The organism is Spirillospora sp. NPDC048824 (assembly GCF_043198455.1).
Taxonomy (GTDB): domain Bacteria; phylum Actinomycetota; class Actinomycetes; order Streptosporangiales; family Streptosporangiaceae; genus Spirillospora.
On the sequence record NZ_JBICUS010000003.1, the window covers coordinates 286225 to 304404 of the forward strand.

Annotated in this window: 18 protein-coding genes; 2 read left to right on the top strand and 16 right to left on the bottom strand. The window is 73.6% G+C overall.

The genetic code is table 11. The features are described from left to right. Positions 1-23: 23 nt before the first annotated feature. Together ACGFIS_RS07730 and ACGFIS_RS07735 are read right to left on the bottom strand one after the other, a co-directional pair. Entirely contained in the window at positions 24-1070 is a 1047-nt protein-coding gene (locus ACGFIS_RS07730) for an LLM class F420-dependent oxidoreductase (protein WP_392909222.1), read from the bottom strand. Positions 1071-1143: 73 nt separating this feature from the next. Further along, the gene (locus ACGFIS_RS07735; protein WP_392909224.1) at positions 1144-1809 is read right to left on the bottom strand and encodes an enoyl-CoA hydratase/isomerase family protein; all 666 of its coding nucleotides are present in this window, start codon (positions 1807-1809) and stop codon (positions 1144-1146) included. Between the two features lie 155 nt (positions 1810-1964). On the opposite strand from ACGFIS_RS07735, the gene ACGFIS_RS07740 reads away from it, so the two are divergent. After that, on the top strand, positions 1965-2543 hold the full coding sequence (locus ACGFIS_RS07740; protein WP_392909226.1) for a TetR/AcrR family transcriptional regulator: 579 nt from the start codon (positions 1965-1967) through the stop codon (positions 2541-2543). A gap of 43 nt (positions 2544-2586) precedes the next feature. Here the strand turns inward: ACGFIS_RS07740 and aroQ are convergent, their stop codons facing one another. Genes aroQ through aroC form a run of 4 tightly spaced genes read right to left on the bottom strand, consistent with a single transcriptional unit; the run spans position 2587 to position 5839 of the window. After that, positions 2587-3030 (bottom strand): type II 3-dehydroquinate dehydratase, encoded by a 444-nt coding sequence (gene aroQ, locus ACGFIS_RS07745; RefSeq protein WP_392909228.1) that lies wholly within the window; start codon positions 3028-3030, stop codon positions 2587-2589. Then, on the bottom strand, positions 3027-4139 hold the full coding sequence (gene aroB, locus ACGFIS_RS07750) for a 3-dehydroquinate synthase (RefSeq protein WP_392909230.1): 1113 nt from the start codon (positions 4137-4139) through the stop codon (positions 3027-3029). The genes aroQ and aroB overlap by 4 nt, the downstream gene beginning before the upstream one ends. Continuing rightward, on the bottom strand, positions 4136-4645 hold the full coding sequence (locus ACGFIS_RS07755) for a shikimate kinase (RefSeq protein ID WP_392909232.1): 510 nt from the start codon (positions 4643-4645) through the stop codon (positions 4136-4138). Before ACGFIS_RS07755 ends, aroB begins: the two co-directional genes overlap by 4 nt. Positions 4646-4660: 15 nt before the next feature. After that, complete coding sequence (aroC, locus tag ACGFIS_RS07760) at positions 4661-5839, bottom strand: chorismate synthase (protein ID WP_392909234.1); 1179 nt, start codon at positions 5837-5839, stop codon at positions 4661-4663. Positions 5840-5917: 78 nt separating this feature from the next. Here aroC and ACGFIS_RS07765 point away from each other — a divergent pair, with 78 nt between their 5' ends. After that, entirely contained in the window at positions 5918-6925 is a 1008-nt protein-coding gene (locus ACGFIS_RS07765) for a DUF2332 domain-containing protein (protein WP_392909236.1), read from the top strand. On the opposite strand, the gene glyS is transcribed toward ACGFIS_RS07765, so the two are convergent. The 10 genes from glyS to ACGFIS_RS07815 form a co-directional block, all read right to left on the bottom strand. Beyond that, positions 6922-9447 (bottom strand): glycine--tRNA ligase subunit beta, encoded by a 2526-nt coding sequence (gene glyS / locus ACGFIS_RS07770; protein WP_392970103.1) that lies wholly within the window; start codon positions 9445-9447, stop codon positions 6922-6924. The two genes, ACGFIS_RS07765 and glyS, sit on opposite strands and share 4 nt — an antisense overlap. Before the next feature lie 49 nt (positions 9448-9496). Beyond that, entirely contained in the window at positions 9497-10246 is a 750-nt protein-coding gene (locus ACGFIS_RS07775) for a phytanoyl-CoA dioxygenase family protein (RefSeq protein ID WP_392969958.1), read from the bottom strand. A 42-nt stretch (positions 10247-10288) separates the two neighbouring features. After that, positions 10289-10984, bottom strand: a complete 696-nt coding sequence (locus tag ACGFIS_RS07780) for an SseB family protein (RefSeq protein ID WP_392909240.1) — start codon at positions 10982-10984, stop codon at positions 10289-10291. Between the two features lie 69 nt (positions 10985-11053). Further along, a complete protein-coding gene (locus ACGFIS_RS07785; RefSeq protein ID WP_392909242.1) occupies positions 11054-12160 on the bottom strand; it encodes a ring-opening amidohydrolase in 1107 nt (368 codons plus the stop codon). 44 nt (positions 12161-12204) lie between these two features. Further along, the gene (locus ACGFIS_RS07790; protein WP_392909244.1) at positions 12205-13176 is read right to left on the bottom strand and encodes a carbamate kinase; all 972 of its coding nucleotides are present in this window, start codon (positions 13174-13176) and stop codon (positions 12205-12207) included. 89 nt (positions 13177-13265) lie between these two features. After that, entirely contained in the window at positions 13266-14387 is a 1122-nt protein-coding gene (locus ACGFIS_RS07795) for a CU044_5270 family protein (RefSeq protein WP_392909246.1), read from the bottom strand. Beyond that, the gene (locus ACGFIS_RS07800; protein WP_392909248.1) at positions 14384-14935 is read right to left on the bottom strand and encodes an RNA polymerase sigma factor; all 552 of its coding nucleotides are present in this window, start codon (positions 14933-14935) and stop codon (positions 14384-14386) included. Before ACGFIS_RS07800 ends, ACGFIS_RS07795 begins: the two co-directional genes overlap by 4 nt. Before the next feature lie 78 nt (positions 14936-15013). Then, on the bottom strand, positions 15014-16177 hold the full coding sequence (locus ACGFIS_RS07805; RefSeq protein ID WP_392969961.1) for a pyridoxal phosphate-dependent aminotransferase: 1164 nt from the start codon (positions 16175-16177) through the stop codon (positions 15014-15016). A gap of 19 nt (positions 16178-16196) precedes the next feature. Then, positions 16197-16802 (bottom strand): response regulator, encoded by a 606-nt coding sequence (locus ACGFIS_RS07810; protein WP_392909252.1) that lies wholly within the window; start codon positions 16800-16802, stop codon positions 16197-16199. Beyond that, entirely contained in the window at positions 16799-18097 is a 1299-nt protein-coding gene (locus ACGFIS_RS07815; protein WP_392909254.1) for a sensor histidine kinase, read from the bottom strand. The genes ACGFIS_RS07810 and ACGFIS_RS07815 overlap by 4 nt, the downstream gene beginning before the upstream one ends. Positions 18098-18180: the final 83 nt, after the last annotated feature.

Here is an 18180-nt window from a genome sequence, read left to right on the forward strand (position 1 = left end):
GCCCGACCCCGTGCCCGGTCGGGCTACAGGCCGGCGGCCATCTCCTTGACCTTCTCGATGAGGGCGAGGCGGCCCTTGTGGTCGCCCGCGATCGGGGAGACGTTCAGCGTGGTGACGCCGGACTCCTTCATCGCGGCGAGCCGCTCGCGGACGTGGCCCTCGGAGCCGATGAGCGACATCTTCTCCAGCAGTTCCTGCGGGACCTTCGCGGCGGCCTCGTCCTTCTTGCCGTCGAGGTACAGGTCCTGGATCTCCTCGGCCTCCTTCTCGAAGCCGTACCGGCGGGCGAGGTCGTTGTAGAAGTTCCTGCCCTTGGCGCCCATGCCGCCGATGTACAGCGCGGCCATCGGGCGGCCGAACTCCAGGTAGCCCTGCACGTCGTCGCCGATGGCGAGGGCGGACTGCCCGACGACGTCCAGCTCGCCGAGGGACGGGTCGCGCTTGGCCTTCCCTGCGGCCAGGGACGGGCCCCACACGTCCTTGGCCTTCTCCGGCATGTAGAAGATCGGCTCCCAGCCGTTGGCGATCTCGGCGGTCAGCTCGACGTTCTTCGGGCCGATCGCGGCGACCATGACCGGGATGTCCGCCCGCACCGGGTGGTTGATGATCTTGAGAGCCTTGCCGAGCCCGGTGCCCTGCCCCTCGGGCAGCGGCAGCTTGTAGTGCTTGCCGTCGTACTGGACCCGCTCGCGCCGCCACGTCTTGCGGCAGATGTCGATGATCTCGCGGGTGCGGCCGAGCGGCGCGGTGTAGGGGACGCCGTGGAACCCCTCGATGACCTGCGGGCCGGACGCGCCGATGCCGAGCGTGAACCGTCCGTCCGAGACGTAGTCCAGGCCCGCGGCGGTCTGCGCGATGGCGGTCGGCGTCCGCGAGTAGATGTTGAGGATGCCGGAGGCGATCTCCACCCGTTCGGTCCTGGCGGCGATGTAGCCCATCTGGCTCACCGCGTCGAAGCTGTACGCCTCCGCTACATAGACGATGTCGAGCCCGGCCTTCTCATAGTCGGCCAGCTCCTCGACGGTCTCCTTGAAACCGCCGGAGTAACTGAGCGCCATCCCGATGCGCATCGGCGTCCCTTCCATAACCGAATCAGATTCCAGTCGAACGTAACCTACTCCGGCGGCCCGGCCGCGACGAGGGTCAGGACAGGGCCGGGCCGTTCAGAGCGTCCAGCGCCGGCCGGTACAGGTCGGCGCGGATCTTCCCCACGGTCGTGCCGTTCTTGCCGGCCATGGACGCGGCCCACTCGACGGCGGCGGGCAGGACCTCGTCCTCGGCGGCGGTGCGCTGGACGATCCCGGCCGCCTCCGCCTGCTCGGCCGTGTACCGGCGGCCCGTGACCATCGCCTCGTGCGCGGTGCGCTTCGGCAGCCGCGACTGGATCAGCGCGTTCATCCCGGGCGTGAACGTCATGCCGAGATCGACCTCGGGCAGGCAGAAGTAGCCGCGGTCCGTCCGCATGACGGCGAAGTCGTGGGCGAGGGCGAGCATGCCGCCGCCGGCGAACGCGTGCCCGTTCAGCGCGGCGACCGTGGGCATCGGCAGCGACAGGACGCGCGCGTACAGGCCGTGGACCCGGCGCAGGTAGTCCTCGAACCTGTCCTGGTTGGCGCCGAGCCAGTCGAGGTCGAGTCCGTTGGAGTAGAACTTGCCGGTCCCGACGGTGACGAGGGCGCCCGGCCCGTCGTTCTTCTCCAGGGTGTCGAGCGCACCCTCGGCCGCGCCGAGGAAGTCGGGGCTGAAGCGGTTCTCACCCGCGTCGAACCGCAAGACGTACACGTCCCCGTCGCGCTGGAGATCGATCACGAGAGTCTCCTTCGTCCGTGCCTGAGCCGACCCTACTCGCGGGTAGTCGGCGGGTGCACTCCCCCGCTCGGTATGACGTCCGGCATAAGCCAGAGTTCCTATGACGATCGTCATGGTCAATGCGAACAGCCTATGATGAATGTCATAATCGAACCATGGGGACGGACAGCCGGGAACGCATGGTGCGCAGCGCCGCCTACCTCTTCCGCGAGCGCGGCTACAGCGGCACCGGGTTCCGCGACGTCATCGCGCACAGCGGCGCGCCGCGCGGGTCGATCTACCACCACTTCCCGGACGGCAAGGCGCAGCTCGCCGAGGAGGCGGTCCGCTACGCCGGCGACTTCCTCAACGCCGGCATCCTCGCCGCCACCGAGGGCGGCGATCCCGCGTCCGCCGTGGACGCCTTCGTCGGCTGGTGGCGGCAGGTCCTCATGAAGAGCGAGTTCCGCGCGGGCTGCCCGATCGTGGCCGTCACCGTGGAATGCCACGACGACGCGCCGCAGCTCGCCGCGGCCGCCGCGGCGGCGTTCGGCCTCTGGCAGGACACCCTCGCCACCGGCCTCGGCAACGCGGGCGTCGCCGACGACCGCGCCGCCCGCCTGGCCCGCCTGACCGTCGCCGCGGTCGAGGGCGCCACCATCCTGTGCCGCGCCCACCGCGACGTCGCGCCCCTCGACGACGTCGTCGCCGAGCTCAAGGACATGACCCGCAGGGCCGTGCAGGAGGCCGAGTAGTTCTCGGCGGTCGGCGGCTCCTGCGGTCGATGGGTCTCGGCTGTCAGGTGTTCTCGGCGGTCAGCTCGGCGATGGCCTGGAGGGCCAGGACGTAGGACATCGTGCCGAAGCCGGCGATGGTGCCGGTGGCTACGCCGGCGACGACGGAGGTGTGGCGGAACTCCTCGCGGGTCGCCGGGTTGGTGATGTGCACCTCGATGAGCGGCGCCGTGCGCTGGGCGAGCGCGTCCCGCAGCGCGTACGAGTAGTGGGTGAACGCGGCCGGGTTCAGCACGATGGGGATGCGCCCGTCGGCGGCCTCGTGCACCCAGCGCATCATCTCGGCCTCGTCGTCGGTCTGCCGGACCTCGACGTCCAGGCCGAGGCCGCGGCCGGCGTCGCGGCACAGCGCGGCGAGATCGTCGAAGCTGGTCGACCCGTACTTGTCGGGCTCGCGGACGCCGAGCCGGCGCAGGTTCGGTCCGTTCAGGACGAGCACTCGCGTCATCGGCCGCTCCCCTCCGGAGGACGCCCCTCGGACCCCCGCCGGCCGATCTCCCGGTACGCGGCGGCGAGCAGTTCCTCGTCCGGGCCTTCGAGGCGGCCGGGCTCGGCGATGCCGTCGAGGACGACGAACCGCAGGGTGGCGCCCCGCGACTTCTTGTCGATCGTCATGGTGGCGCGCAGGGCGGGCCAGTCGGCGCCGTAGGAGACGGGCAGGCCGACGGAGGCGAGCACGTCACGGTGCCGCTGGACGACGCCGTCCGGGAGGCGCCCGGCGAGGCGGGCCAGCTCGGCGGCGTAGACCATGCCGATCGCGACGGCGTGGCCGTGCCGGAACCGGTAGTCCTCGGCCTTCTCGATCGCGTGCGCCAGGGTGTGGCCGTAGTTGAGGATCTCCCTCAGGCCGCTCTCCCTGAGGTCGGCGGACACCACGTCCGCCTTGACCTGGACGGCGCGTTCGACCAGCTCACGGGTGTGCGGGCCGTCCGGGGACGCCGCGCCCTCCGGGTCGTCCTCGACCAGTTCCAGGATCTTCGGGTCGGCGATGAACCCCGCCTTGATGATCTCGGCGAGGCCGCTGACGTAGTCCTCGCGGGGCATCGTCGGCAGCGTGGCCAGGTCGCACAGCACGCCGGCGGGCGGATGGAACGCGCCGACGAGGTTCTTGCCCTCCGGGACGTTGATGCCGGTCTTGCCGCCGACGGCCGCGTCCACCATGCCGAGCAGCGTCGTCGGGACGAGCACCGCCCGCACTCCGCGCAGCCACGACGCCGCCGCGAACCCGGCGAGGTCGGTGGTCGCGCCGCCGCCGACGCCGACGACGACGTCCGTCCGGGTCATGCCGGACCGGGCGAACGCCGACCACAGCCCGGCGAGGACACCGACCTCCTTCGCGGCCTCGCCGTCCGGGACGGGCAGCGGGTGGACGGTGTATCCGGCCTGTTCAAGGGCACCGCACACGGGGCGGGCGATCTCCGGCAGCCCCTCGGCGTGCACGACTGCGACCGTCCGGGCGCGTTCCCCGACCAGGCCCGGCAGTTCGCCGAGGACACCGGTCCCGATGACGACGTCGTACGGGTCGGCGCCGCCGACGTGCACCCGCGCCTGCGTCACGACTCGTCCTCAAGGGCCTTGACGACTTCCTCGACGACGTCGTCCGGCTCGCGGCCGTCCGTGTCGACCTGAACCGTGCCGAGCCGCTCGTAGATCGGCAGGCGCTCCTCCAGGAGCTTGCGCATCTGGCTGCGCGGGTTGAGGACCAGCAGCGGCCGCGCCGACGCCAGCCCCACCCGCTTGATCGCCTCCGACAGCCCGACCCGCAGGTAGACGACGGTGTGCCCGGCGAGCAGTTCCTGCGTCTCCCGCGCCAGGACGGCGCCGCCGCCGAGCGCGACGACGCCGTCGTGCCCGGCCAGCGCCGCCGCGACGGCCGCGCGTTCCAGCTCGCGGAAACGCTCCTCGCCGTCGTCGACGAAGATCTCGCCGACCGGCTTGCCGGCCGTCTTCTCCACATCGGCGTCGGTGTCGCGCAGCGCGACGCCGAGCCTTCCGGCGAGCGCGCCGCCGATCGTGGTCTTGCCGGAGCCGGGCGGCCCGATGATGACTGCCTTCGGTCGCATGTCAGCGGGTCCAGTTCACTTGACGGTCAGCGAGGACACGTATCCCCGCAGGTTACGGGCGGTCTCCTCGGCGGAGTCGCCGCCGAACTTCTCCAGCGCCGCGTCCGCGAGGATCAGCGCCACCATCGCCTCGGCGACGACCCCGGCCGCGGGGACGGCGGTGACGTCGCTGCGCTGGTTGATGGCCTTGGCGGGCTCGCCGGTCTTCACGTCGATGGTGTCGAGGCGGCGCGGGACGGTCGAGATCGGCTTCATCGCGGCCCGCACCCGCAGCACCTCGCCGGTCGTCATGCCGCCCTCGACGCCGCCGGCCCGGTTCGTCCGCCGCCGGATCCCCTCGGGGGTGCCGTCGATCTCGTCGTGGGCCCGGGAGCCGGGGCGCCGCGCGGTGGTGAACCCGTCGCCGAGTTCCACGCCCTTGATCGCCTGGATGCCCATCAGGACCCCGGCGAGCCGCGAGTCGAGGCGCCGGTCCCAGTGGACGTGGCTGCCGAGGCCGGGCGGCAGCCCGTAGGCGAGGACCTCCACGACGCCGCCGAGGGTGTCGCCGGCCTTCTTGGTCTCGTCGATGTGCGCGACCATCGCGGCGGACGCCTCGTCGTCGAAGCAGCGCACCGGGCTCTCGTCCACCCGCGCGAGGTCGCCCGGCCCCGGCAGGACGCCGTCGGGCGCCTCGACCTCGCCGAGCGCGATCACGTGGCTCAGCACGTCCACACCGAGGGCCTGCTTGAGGAACGCCTTGGCGACGGTCCCGAGCGCGACCCGCGCCGCGGTCTCCCGCGCGCTCGCCCGCTCCAGGACGGGCCGGGCGTCGTCGAAGCCGTACTTCTGCATGCCGACGAGGTCGGCGTGGCCGGGCCGCGGCTGCGACAGCGGGGCGTTGCGCGCCTGCGCCGCGAGGAGGTCGGCGTCCACGGGGTCGGCCGACATCACCGTCTCCCATTTGGGCCATTCGGTGTTTCCGACCTCGATCGCGACCGGGCCGCCGAGCGTCACCCCGTGCCGGACGCCGCCGAGGATCGTCACCTGGTCCTGCTCGAACTTCATCCGGGCGCCCCGCCCATGGCCGAGCCGGCGGCGGCGCAGTTCCTCGGCGATCTCCCCCGAGGTCACGCGCACACCGGCCGGCAGCCCCTCCACGATCGCGGTGAGGGCCGGGCCATGGGACTCCCCCGCGGTCAACCAGCGCAGCATGCCCCGATCCTATTGACTCCGCGCGCCCGCCCGTGACGCCGTCCACCATCTGAGAGGCTAGTCGGCAGAGGTGGGACGATGAGGGAGGCGTTGCTGGCCCAGGCGCGGGGGTGCGCGGAGCTGGGGTCGCCGATGTACGCGGAGCTTCTCACGCGGGCGGCGGACGACCCCGGCGGGGCCGTGGCGGAGGTGCTCGGGGACCGTGCGGAGCCGCGATTCATCCTGAGCATGCTGGGGACCGTGCACCGGCTCGTCCTGGAAGGGCGGGCGCCGGAGCTCGCCGGGCACTACCCGACCGCGGGCGGGACGAAGGATCCCCTGGCCGCCTGGCCCGCGTTCCGGGACGTGCTGGTCGAGCACGCGGCGGAGATACGCGCGGGGCTCGCGGACCCGCCGCAGACGAACGAGGTCGGACGAGCTGCCCCGCTGGTCGGCGGGCTCCTCGCGGTGGCCGAGGCGACGGCCCTGCCGATCCGGCTGCTGGAGATCGGCGCCAGCGCCGGCCTGAACCTGCGCGCCGACCATTTCCGGATCCTGCACGAGCACGGTGCGTACGGGCCGGAGTCGCCGGTCGTGCTCCCTGACGCCTGGCGGGGCCTTCCCCCGGTGGACGCGCCGCTCACCCTCGCCGAGCGGCGGGGATGCGACCTGAGTCCGCTGGACGCGACCTCGCCGCAGGCTCAGCGGCGGCTGCTGTCGTACGTGTGGCCCGATCAGGCGGCGCGGGTCGAGCGGCTGCGGGCGGCGTTCGAGGTGGCCGCGCGGGTTCCCGCGACGGTCGTGCGGGCGGGCGCGGCGGACTTCCTCAGCGGCCTGGCCCCGGAGCCAGGCGTGGCGACGGTCGTGTGGCATTCGACGATGCGGGCGTACCTGTCCGAGGACGAGGCCGCGCGGATGCACCGCCATCTGGAGGAGGCGGGCGCGGCGGCGAGCGAGGAGGCTCCGGTCGCCCACCTGTCGTTCGAGGGACGCGACGCGTCCCGCCTCGACGCCGTTCAGGTCGTGGCGCTGCGGCTGTGGCCGGGCGGCGAGCGGAGGATCCTCGGCGAGGGACCGTCGCACGGCCTGCCCGTCACCTGGGCTTAGGCGATCTCGCGCCAGTCGAGGACGGGGGCCGTCCGGTCCCTGACCGCGGCGAGGAAGCCGAGGCGGTTGGCGCGCCGGGCCGGGTCCTCGTCCATGACCATGACGTCGTCGAAGTAGGTGCCGATCGGGTCGATGAGGGCGGTCGCGGCCGCGTAGAACTCCGGCAGTGTTGGGTGGGCGGTGAGTTCGTCCTGGACGGCGGTGAACGCGGCGTGCAGGTCCCTTTCCGCGGGTTCGGTGAAGAGCGCCGGGTCGTAGCCGGCGGCGGTGCCGTCCGGGACGATGCGCAGGACGCGCTGCAGCGCCGCCGTGAGCCGCGCGAACCGCGACGAGCGGAGCAGGTCCTCCAGGTCGGCCGCGGCCTGGGCGGCGCGGGCGGGAGCGCCCGCGTGCGGGAGGACCGCCCGGACGATGTGGACGGCGCGGCCCTCGTCCAGGAGGTTCTGCTCCAGGCGGCGCGCGACGAACCGTTCCGCCTCGGCGAGGGCCTCGGGGGTGACGTCGACGGGCTGGTGGTGCGCGGCGACGGCGAGGCCGTCCCCCACCGTGACGGGCGCGAGGCGCGGGACGGCCCGCAGGATCGCGGTCAGCGCGAGGGCGGCGCGGCGCAGGCCGAACGGGTCGGAACCGCCGGTGGGGGCGGAGCCGACGGCGAACAGCCCGGCGAGGAGGTCGAGCCGGTCGGCGACGGACAGCAGCGCCCCGGCGGCCGTGACGGGCAGGGCGTCCCCGGCGGAGCGGGGAAGCTCCATCTCGTGGAGGGCCTGCGCGACGGCCTCGTCCTCGCCCGCGCGGCGGGCGTACTCGCGGGCCATCGTCCCGGCGAGGCTCGGCAGCTCGATGACCATGGACGAGGCGAGGTCGAACTTGGCCAGCCCGGCGGCGCGGCGGATCGTCTCCCGCTCGTCCGGAGCGGGGTCGAGGCGATCCGCCAGTTCGGCGGCGATCGCGGCGATGCGGGACGAGCGGTCGGCCATCGAGCCGAGCCGTTCGGTGAACGTGAGCCTGGCGAGGCCGTCCTTGATCTGTTCGGGCGTGTGGCGGAGGTCCTGCTGGTAGAAGAAGGAAGCGTCTTCGTAGCGCGCGCGCAGGACCGCCTCGTTCCCGGTCCGGACGGCGTCGTGGTCGCATTCGCCGTTGGCGACGGTGACGAAGTACGGGAGAAGGTCGTCCGTGGACGTCCGCACCGGCAGGTAGCGCTGGTGCTTGCGCATGACCGTGGTGAGGATCTCCTCGGGCAGCTCCAGGTACTTCTCGTCGAAGGAGCCCAGGATGGCGACGGGTTCCTCGACGAGGTTGACGATCTCTTCGACGAGGTCCCGCTCACCGGCGAAGTCGATGACGCCCCCGCGGCCGCGGGCGAGCACCCCGGCGTCCTCGATGACGCGGGAACGGCGGCGGGCCGGGTCGGGTTCGATCCCGTGCTCGCGAAGCGCCGAGATCAGCGACGACGCGTCCGGGACCTCGACCCGCGGCTCGCCCGCCGTGCGGTGGACGCGGGTGGAACGGCCCGCCGTCATGCGGGACACGGTGAACGGGATCTCGTGCCCGTCCAGGAGGGCGAGCAGCCAGCGGATCGGGCGGGCGAACGCCAGGCCGTGCGCGTTCCACCGCATGTTCCTCCCGGCGCGCAGCCCGGTGACGATCTCCGGGAGCAGGCCCGCCAGGACCTCGGCGGCGGGGCGGCCCACCACCTCGCGGACGAACCCGGCGTATTCTCCGCCGCCCACCGTGACCTGCCGGACGTCCGAGACATCGACCCCGTGGCCCCGCGCGAACCCCCGCAACGCCCGCGTCGGCTCACCGGCCGCGTCGTAGGCGGCGGCGAGGCGCGGCCCCTTCACGACCTGCTCGGTGTCCGGTTCCCGGGGCTCCAGGTCGCGGACGAGCACGATGATGCGGCGTGGCGTCGCGTAGCCGTCGAGCGATGAGGCGTCCGTGAACAGGCCTGCCTCCTCAAGCCCGCGCAGCAGCCGTTCCGCCACATCGTCCGCCGTGCGGGCGACCTCGTGCGGCGGGAGCTCCTCGACGCCGATCTCCAGGGTGAACGCGGCAGTCGAGGCGAGGGAGGCCGGCGCGTCCGGCGCGGTGACGGCGGCGGGACGCGTCGCGGCGTCGCCGAGGGGGTAGCCCAGTTCGGCGCGGCGCTCCACCCACAGCGCGGCGGCGTCGTGGGCGAGTCCCCGCATCCGGGCGAACGCGCGGGCGCGCTCGGTCGTGCCGATCGCGCCGCGCGCGTCCAGGACGTTGAACGCGTGCGAGCACTTCAGGACGTAGGAGTGGGCGGGGACGGGCAGCCGGGCGTCCAGCATCCGCCGCGCCTCCGCCGCGTACGCCTCGAACAGCTCGCGGTTCGCCCCGATGTCGGCGTCGTCGAGGTAGTAGCGGCTCATCTCGTACTCGGCGCGCAGCGCGGTGGCCGGGTTCAGCGTGCCCGCCCCGACCTCGGTGTTCATCGGCTGCGCGACGAGGCAGCCGCGCCCCGCCCAGTAGCCGGTGAGCCGGATCAGGGCGTCCTGCATGGTCAGCACGGAAATCTCCAAGGGTGACGGGACGACCAAGCCTAGAAGCTCAGCGCCCGAGACCTCGGTCGATCGCGATCCGCACCGGGGACGATTCGGGGAGCGGCCCCGCCGGGGCCAGCGGCGGCTGCGCCATGAACCGCGGCTCCGTGCCGTGGTGCGGCTGCGCGGCGTGCACGAGGAACGGGTGGCACAGGTAGACGTCGCCGGCCTGCCCGGTCGCCAGGACGACGGGACGCTCCTCGGATGCCTGGACGGCCTTGCCCGCGATGTCCATGAACGCGAGGCCATCGTCGCCCGCCGGTTCGAGGATCGGCGGGACGTCAAGGTGCGAGCCGGCCCGGACGCGGGTGGGCGCGTCGTCCTCGCCCACGTCCGAGAACAGGAACAGCATCAGCAGCGCGCGCCCCTTGGACGCCACGTTCACCCGGTAGGACATGAAGTCGGACGGGTCGTCGCCGGGGAAGCTCGCGTCGATGTGCCAGCCGTCGTCACCGGGCGCTTCGGCGCCGGGGAACCGCACCGGGAACGTCCCGAGGCTCCCGCGCGGCCGCCAGGCCCCCGCGCCGACGATCGCGTCGAACGCGGCGTGCAGCTCCGGCGTGTTGGCAGCGGCCCGGAACGGCTCCTGTGCGTAGTCGCCGAGCCGGACGACGGGCCGCGTCCACGTCGAGCGGTCGCCGGGGTCGCAGCCGGTGTCCCGCCAGAGGATCTCCCGGCATTCGGCGGCCAGCCGGCGGGAGAAGGCGCCCGCCACCCAGACGAACCCGTCCGCGACGAATGAGTCGACGTCGGTCATGCCGCCCAGCCTGCCTGTGAGGCGGCGCGGGACGCCAATGATTTACCGGCGGACGACGTTCAGTTCGACGCCGCCGACGATGCGGCCGCGCAGCACCTCGGCGAGCCGGTCGGACACCCGCTGCACGGTGCGGCGCTCGTCGTGGCCCGCGACGACGGCGAACCGGACGGCGACCTCGGCGGACGTGCCCTCGGTGACGCGGACCCCGCTGACGGACTCGTCGGAGCCGAACGCGGCCTCGACGGCGGCGAGGACGTCGGGGTCCTCGTGCGGGGGCGGGACGGGGCGGCCCTCGGCGAGCAGGTGCAGGCGCAGGCCGTCCACGGCGAACGGGACCGGGCCCGCCACGTCCACGACCAGGGCGTCCGCGCCCTCGTCGAGGGTGGCGCGGCACGCCTCCCCGGCGCGGACCGCGACGGGGCGGGCGTCGGCGCGCCACGCCTTCATCGTCTCGGTGCAGGTGAAGCCGAGGACACCGCGCCGCCCGTCGTCGCCGATGAGCGTGGGCAGCGCCATGTCGCTCGTCTTCTCCCGGCGCGGCTCGCCGGGCGGCAGGTCCTCTTCTTCGGTGAGGACGGCGACGATGGGCACCAGGAGCCGCGCACCCTGGAGCCGCCGCAGCACCACGTGCACGCCCACGCGCCCCGCCGCGTAGCCGGCGAGGGCCTCGCACAGCCGCGGGTCGGCGCTGCCGTCGTCCCCGGGGAACTGGGGTTCGGGAATGGTCAGTCCGGACACGCCAGGAAGGCTATAACCTCCACCGGGCACCGTGGGCGACTATTCGGATGCTTTCCGCCACCGGCGCGGTCAGCCGAGGTCGGCGATGGCCGCGACGGTGCCGCCGCCGGACGGCCCCTGGTGGACGGCGGCCACCGACACGAACACCGCCGGGTCGCCCGTGACGGACGCCGCGACGCCCCCGACGCACGCCTTGATCTGCCGGTGCCAGTGCACGTCGGAGTCGTCCAGCATGATGTTGCGGCGTCCCCGGACCGAGCCGCCCGGGTCGGCCTCGCACTTGATGAACACGTTGACGAGGCGGTCGCCGAGGTCGGGCGTCCGAGGGCGTTCCGGCAGGTCGAGGCCCGCCGACCTGATCGCGTCCCAGATGCCGTCGGCGTCCAGTGCGTCGTTCATCACACCGTGCCCGGCGCGGTACCGGCCGCCGATGCCGCGCACGTTCCCGACGACGACGATCTGCGCCCGGTCGAGTTCCACGCCGGACGAGCAGGACGCCACCGACGAGAACAGCGACAGGTCCTTGTGGATCTGCTCCGCGGAAGGCGTCTCGATCTCGCCGAGCGCGACGGCGATGCCGAGCGCGGTCGTGGAGTTGGAGATGTCCATCGACTTGAGGGTGTCCTCGGTGACGACGTCGCGGCCGCGCGACTTGGCGTCGTTGATGGTGTCGAGGGTGAGCAGCGGCGTCTTGGTCTGGACGTAGTGGACGTCGCCGGGGTCGTCGATCCCGGCGGTCTTCATCGCCTCGCGGACGCCCGCGGCGACGGTCTCGACCATCGCGGGCCGGCCGATGTCCTCGGGCAGGATGATCTCGCTCATCGCGACGCCGACCGACAGGCGCGGCTCGTCCGACCTCGGCGCCTTCGCCGGGTCGACGGTGGCGAAGACGGTGGCGTGCGGGGACAGGACGCCGTCGGTGCCGCCCGACCACACCAGCGGGACGCGCCGCACCTCGTCCGCGGTACGGGTCCCCTTGCCGAGCAGCACCTCGCGGAACGCGCGGTCGGCCAGCAGCCGCGTGTAGTCGTTCACGCCGCCGTTGCCCTCGGTCTTGCCGACGACGGCGAGCACCCGGTCGGCGTCCAGGACGCCGTCGTCGATCAGCCGGGCCAGCCCGGACGCGTCGGTCACGCTCTCGATGGGGATCTTGCGGACTTCGATCGGATCGGGCACGTCATCGCTCCTCGGCTGCTCTGGTGATCGTCCTGTACCCCGGGTCACGCCTCCACGACCGTCCCGGCCTTGCCGTGCGCCGCGTCGCCCAGCCGGGCCAGCGACGCGATCGCGGCGCGCCGCCCGCCGGCGGCGACGAACCGCCGCACCGCCTCCACCTTCGGGCCCATGCTGCCGCCGGCGAAATGCCCGGCGGCGGCCAGCTCGCGCAGTTCCGCGACCGTCGTGCGGTGCAGCGGACGCGCGTGCGGGGTGCCGAACCCGGTCATCGCGTTCTCCACATCGGTCGCGATCACCAGGGTGGCCGCGCCCAGCCGCCGGGCCAGCAGCTGCGCCGCCAGGTCCTTGTCGACGACGGCCTCGACGCCGCGCAGCGTCCCGTCCACGCGGGCCACGGGCACGCCTCCGCCGCCCGCAGCGACCACGACGTGCCCGGCGTCCAGCAGCGCCGCCGCCGCGCCGGCGTCCAGAATGTCCAGGGGCTCCGGGGAGGCGACGACGCGCCGCCAGCCCCGCTCCCCGAAGGGCCGCCACACCTGGCCGAGCGCCGTGGCGCGCCGTGCCTCCGCTTCGGGGAAGTAGCGGCCGACCGGCTTGGCGGGGTCGGTGAACCCGGGGTCGGACGTGTCCACGAGCGTGCGCGTCACGACCGTGGACACCGGGCGGGCCGTGCCCCTCGCGGCCAGGGCCCGCTCCAGCGCGTTCATGATCATCACACCGACGGTGGCCTGGGTCTGCGCGCCGCACCAGTCCAGCGGGACGGGCGGCACCACACCCGCCGCGAGCTGGTTCTTGATCAGCAGGTTGCCGACCTGGGGCCCGTTGCCGTGGGTGAGCGCGACCCGCGCGCCCGCCGCGACGAGGCCGGCCACCGGGCCCATCGCGCGCTCGATCGCCGCCGCCTGGGCGTCCGGCGTGGCGCTGCCGTCCGGCGCGGTCATGGCGTTGCCGCCGAGCGCGATCAGGATCCGCTCCCCGCCGAGCGGTCCCCCGTCCTCCCCGCCGTTCCAGCTCACGGCCCGAACGCTAGCCCGGCGACGGGCGGCGCTCATGGGCTAAACCAGCCCAAGGAACGCCGCCCGTTCGGCAATCTCCGCCCAAGCGGTCAGGGCCGCTCGCCCAGGGAATCGACCCAGCCCGCCTGAAGGTACGTCTGCGACAGGCCGGCGTCGCCGTCCTTCCCGACGGAGGACTGGTACGCGAGCAGCTCCGCCGTCTTCTGGTCGATGACCAGCCGGATGCGCCCGGCCGGGCCCCCCATCGATACGGCCGCGCCCCGGCGGCCGCGGTCATCGGTGACCGCTCCGTCCGACCGCACGCCCGGCTGCCCGGCGAGAACCCGGTACAGCGCGGCCTTCGTGCCCGGCGTGGTCGGGCCCGCCAGCAGGTCCTGCGCCGTCACCCAGACGAAGTACGGGTACGGGTCGACGTTCTGCGGCCCGCCCGCCTTCCGCAGGTCCGCCTCGTAGCGGCGCCGCAGCTCCTTGCCCAGGGCCGCCGCGTCCACGGGAAGCTCGCGCAGTTCGTCCATGGTCAGGTCGGCGTTCCCGACCTGGTAGGTGATCGGCATGTCGTAGTCGTTCACCGACGGGGCCCGGTCCTCCTTCGACAGCAGCTCGGGGGAGCCCGCCCGGCGCCATTCCGCCTCGTCACGCGGCGTGGGGAAGCTCGTCCGCACGTCGATCCCGGTGACCGTCCTCGTGCGGTCGCGCGGGGACCGCGCCGTCCAGCTCTCCTCTCCCCCCGTGGTCACGAAGGTGTAGGGGAGCTTCTTCGGGTCCCGGGCGGGCCGGCCGGCACCCGGACGCCGCGGCCGAGCACCCGGCAGGTCCGCCTCGTGCGTGTGCGTCGTCCTGGTCTGGCTGCGCACGTACCAGTAGCGCCCCATTCTGCCCGGGGCACGCTCGGCCGTCTCGGCACCGGCGAGCAGGATCGTGCGCGCGTCGACGGACCTTTCGGCCGTCGCGGGCGGTGATGGCGTGTGCCCGTTCCCGCCTGTGGCGACGATCGCGCCGCCGGCGGCGCAGGCCGCGGCCGCGACACCGGCGGCCAGCAGTGCCGGGCGGCGCCTGCGCACTCGGGGCCGGGCCTCGGCGGCGGAGTTCATGGCCCGCGCCAGGTCGGTGTCGCGGCGGCGGGCGTGGCCCTCGTCCGCCAGCTCGTCCAGGGCGGCGGGCCGGAGCGCGCGGAAGGTCGTGTCGGTGTCCATCTTCTCTCCAATGGTCATCGGGCCGCCTTCTCGGCGACGGGGGCGGCGGGGGCGGCACGGCCCGGGGCGGGGCCGGGGGCGTCCAGGGCGCGGGCGAGCCGCCGCCGCGCCCGGTGCAGCCGGACGGCGAAGGTGGGCACCGAGCAGCCCATGACCTTCGCCGCCTGCCGGGGGTCGAGGCCGTGCCAGTTGACGAGCGCGAGGATCTCCAGGTCGCGCTCGGGCAGCGCGGCGATCGCCGCCAGTGCGGTCTCGCGTTCCACGACGTGCACGGCGACGTCCCAGGCCGCGAGGTCGGCGGGCGTCGTCAGCGCCCGGATGCGCTCGGCGAGGACCCGCCCGCGCCTGCCCCGGTCGCGCTGCTTGTGCAGCAGGTTGCGGGCGACGCCGAGCAGCCAGGGCAGCGCCGGATCACCGATGGCGTCCAGCCGCCGCCAGGCGATCAGGAACGTCTCGCCCGCGATGTCCTCCGCCGTGTGGGGTTCGGCACGGGTGAGCGCGTACGCCAGCACGCGGCGGTGGTTCTCGTCGTACAGGCGGGTGAACCGTGATTCGGGATCATCCACGAAAACCTCATCTCGAAGTCGGTCATCGTGTCGTAATCCCGTGCGGGCGGCGCCGTTTACAGGTGCGGCCCGGATATTTCAGTGCAGGCGGGTGAGGCGTTCGACGGCCTCGTCGATGACCTCGTCCTTCTTGCAGAACGCGAAGCGGACGAAATGCGCGCCGGCTTCGGCGTGGTCGTAGAAGACCTGTGCCGGGATCGCTACAACGCCCGCCTTCTCCGGCAGGGCGCGGGCCAGTTCCATGCCGTCGGTGAACCCCAGCGGACGGATGTCGGCCTGCACGAAGTAGGTGCCCTGCGGCCGGTACGTGCTGAACCCTGCGGCCTCCAGGCCGGTGATGAGACGGTCCCGCTTGGCCTGCAGGGACGTGCGCAGTTCCTCCACCCAGGGGATCTCGTTGCCCAGCGCGTACGCGGCGGCCCGCTGGTAGGGGGCGCTGACCGCGTAGGTGAGGAACTGCTTCACCGTCTGGACGGCGCGGACATGGGGCGCGGGCGCGGTCACCCAGCCGGTCTTCCATCCGGTGACGGAGAACGACTTGCCCGCCGACGACACCGACACCGTCCGCTCGCGCATGCCGTCGAGCGTCGCCAGGGGCATGTGCTCGGCGTCGTCGAACGTCAGGTACTCGTAGACCTCGTCCGTGATCGCGACCAGGTCGTGTTCGCGGCAGACGCCCGCGATGGCCTCCAGCTCGGCGCGTGTGAACACGGTGCCCGCCGGGTTGTGCGGCGAGTTCACCAGGATCGCCCGGGTGCGGGGGCCGGCCGCGGCGCGCAGCTCGTCCGGGTCGAAGGTGAAGCGGCCCTCGACCGGGCGGAGCATGACGGGCCTGCGGACGGCGCCGGAGAGCGCGATCACGGCCGCGTAGGAGTCGTAGTACGGCTCGAACACGATGACCTCGTCGCCCGGCCCGGCGAGCGCGAGCACCGACGCGGCGATGCCCTCCGTGGCGCCAACGGTCACGAACACCTCGGCCGCCGGGTCGTACGACAGCCCGTACCGCTGAAGCCGCTGCGCCGCGACGGCCTCCCGGAGCTCCGGCAGCCCCGGCCCCGGCGGGTACTGGTTCGCTCCCGACCGGATCGCCTCTACCGCGGCGTCCAGCACGGCCTGCGGGCCGTCGGAATCCGGAAAGCCCTGGCCGAGGTTGATCGAGCCGGTCCGGACGGCGAGGGCCGACATCTCGGCGAAGATCGTCTCGCCGAATCCCTGCATGCGCGCTACGAGAGGGTCACCCACGCCGACCAGGGTAGCGGCGTCAGATCCAGCCCATCTCCCTCGCGGCGCGGACGGCGGCGAGGCGGTTGGACTCGCCGAGCTTGGTCATGGCGGTGGAGAGGTAGTTGCGGACGGTGCCCTCGGACAGGTGGAGGTGGGCGGCGATGCGGGCGGTCTCGGTGCCGGTGCCGGTGAGGCGCAGGACCTCGCGCTCGCGCTCGGAGAGCGGGTTGTCGCCGGCGGCCATGGCGCCGGCGGCGAGTTCGGCGTCCAGGTAGCGGCCACCGCCGTGCACCTTGCGGATGGCGGCGGCGAGTTCCTGCGTGGGGGCGTCCTTGGCGACGAACCCGCGGACCCCGGCGGCCATGGCGCGGCGCAGGTAGCCGGGGCGGCCGAAGCTCGTCAGGATGCAGACCGAGCAGCGGGCGCCGGAGGCGTTGAGCTGCTCGGCGACGGTGAGGCCGTCCGCGCCGGGCATCTCGATGTCCAGGACGGCGACGTCCGGGTCGTGCTCGGCGACGGCGGCGGCGACCTCGTCGCCCCGGCCGGCCTCGGCGACGACCTCCAGGTCGGGTTCGAGGCCGAGCAGCGCGGCGACGGCGCCGCGGATGAGGTGCTCGTCGTCGGCCAGCAGGATCCGGATCACGCGCGGCTCCCCCCGGTGTCGGCGGGCACGGCGTCCGCGGGCACGGCGTCCGCGGACACGGCCTTGGCGGACGCGGTGTCGCCGGGCACGGCCTCGGCCGGCGCGGGGGCGGGGAGGGGGACGACGGCGCGCAGGACGAAGTCGGCGCGCCCGTGCCGGCCGGAGGTGATCTCGCCGCCGAGCACGGCGACGCGCTCGGCGAGGCCGGTGAGGCCCGCGCCGTCGGCGTCGTCGCCGCCGCGGGCGCCGTCGTTGCGCATCTCAAGGGCCACGGAGTCGCCGTGGGAGGTCAGCGTGACGGTGCAGTGCCGGGCCTCGCTGTGCTTGATCACGTTGGTGGTGCCCTCGCGGATCACCCAGGCCAGTACCGCGCGGACCTCCGGCGGCAGCGCGCCCGGCAGGTCTCCGATCTCGCAGCGGATCCCGGCGGCCTCCAGCACGGCACGCGCCCCGGCAAGCTCGGCGTCCAGCTCGACGGCGCGGTAACCGTTGACGGCGGCCCTCACCTCCCGCAGCGCCTCCCGGGCGGTGCGCCGGACGTCGGCCATCTCGGCGACGGCCCGGTCCGGGTCGGCGCCCACCGTCCGCATCGCCAGCTCGCTCTTCACCGCGATCAGGGAGAGGCTGTGGCCGAGAAGGTCGTGCAGGTCGCGGGAGAAACGGAGCCGCTCCTCGGTCACCGCGAGCCGGGCGAGGGCCCCCCGGGCCGCGTAGGTCTCCTGGTGCATCTCCCACATGCGGCGCTGGTACCGGTTGCAGAACACGACGAACCCGCAGGCGGCGACGTAGACCGCGAACATCATGGGCAGGAGGCCGTACCAGGGCATGCCGCCGTCCGGGTAGAGGTACCGCGCGGAGATCGTGGTGAGCGCCGAGCAGTACGCGGCCGTGCCGAGGCAGAGGGCGGCGATCTGCCGGCGGCTCATCGGCGACAGCACCACCGCGGACACCCAGATGACCGCGATCAGGTTGAACAGCGGGTTGGTGAGGAGCATCAGGCTCAGCACGGCGGCCACGGCGCCGCCGGCCGCGATGTCGCGCCGGGACGCCCCGCCGTCCAGGCCCGTCCGGACGAGCCGCGCGTAGTACCAGGTGAGCAGGGCGAGGCCCGCGATCACCGCGAGGACGACCGGGACGCCGACGTGACCGTCGTCGTAGGCGGCCACCAGCCCGGCCAGGCTCGGCGCGATGAACCCCACGGCCGCGAGCAGGAACGAGCGGTACGTCCCCCGCCGATACCGTTCCAGCCTGCGGTTGTCCTGCTCTTCCAGATCCGCCGTGGTGGCGACCGCCATGTCGGGTTCCTCCTCGCCTGCACTGTAATCGTGCGCGGGCATCGAGCGGGCGGGCTCCGCCCCCCAGCGTCGCGGTTCCGCGC

What these genes read in the sequence shown, in the direction of transcription:
- ACGFIS_RS07775 (WP_392969958.1), bottom strand. Translation starts at nt 10,246, where the DNA reads ATGACCGACGTCGACTCATTCGTCGCGGACGGGTTCGTCTGGGTGGCG.
- ACGFIS_RS07795 (WP_392909246.1), bottom strand. Translation starts at nt 14,387, where the DNA reads ATGACCATTGGAGAGAAGATGGACACCGACACGACCTTCCGCGCGCTC.
- ACGFIS_RS07730 (WP_392909222.1), bottom strand. Translation starts at nt 1,070, where the DNA reads ATGCGCATCGGGATGGCGCTCAGTTACTCCGGCGGTTTCAAGGAGACC.
- aroQ (WP_392909228.1), bottom strand. Translation starts at nt 3,030, where the DNA reads ATGACGCGAGTGCTCGTCCTGAACGGACCGAACCTGCGCCGGCTCGGC.
- aroC (WP_392909234.1), bottom strand. Translation starts at nt 5,839, where the DNA reads ATGCTGCGCTGGTTGACCGCGGGGGAGTCCCATGGCCCGGCCCTCACC.
- ACGFIS_RS07740 (WP_392909226.1), top strand. Translation starts at nt 1,965, where the DNA reads ATGGGGACGGACAGCCGGGAACGCATGGTGCGCAGCGCCGCCTACCTC.
- glyS (WP_392970103.1), bottom strand. Translation starts at nt 9,447, where the DNA reads ATGCAGGACGCCCTGATCCGGCTCACCGGCTACTGGGCGGGGCGCGGC.
- ACGFIS_RS07815 (WP_392909254.1), bottom strand. Translation starts at nt 18,097, where the DNA reads ATGGCGGTCGCCACCACGGCGGATCTGGAAGAGCAGGACAACCGCAGG.
- ACGFIS_RS07765 (WP_392909236.1), top strand. Translation starts at nt 5,918, where the DNA reads ATGAGGGAGGCGTTGCTGGCCCAGGCGCGGGGGTGCGCGGAGCTGGGG.
- ACGFIS_RS07755 (WP_392909232.1), bottom strand. Translation starts at nt 4,645, where the DNA reads ATGCGACCGAAGGCAGTCATCATCGGGCCGCCCGGCTCCGGCAAGACC.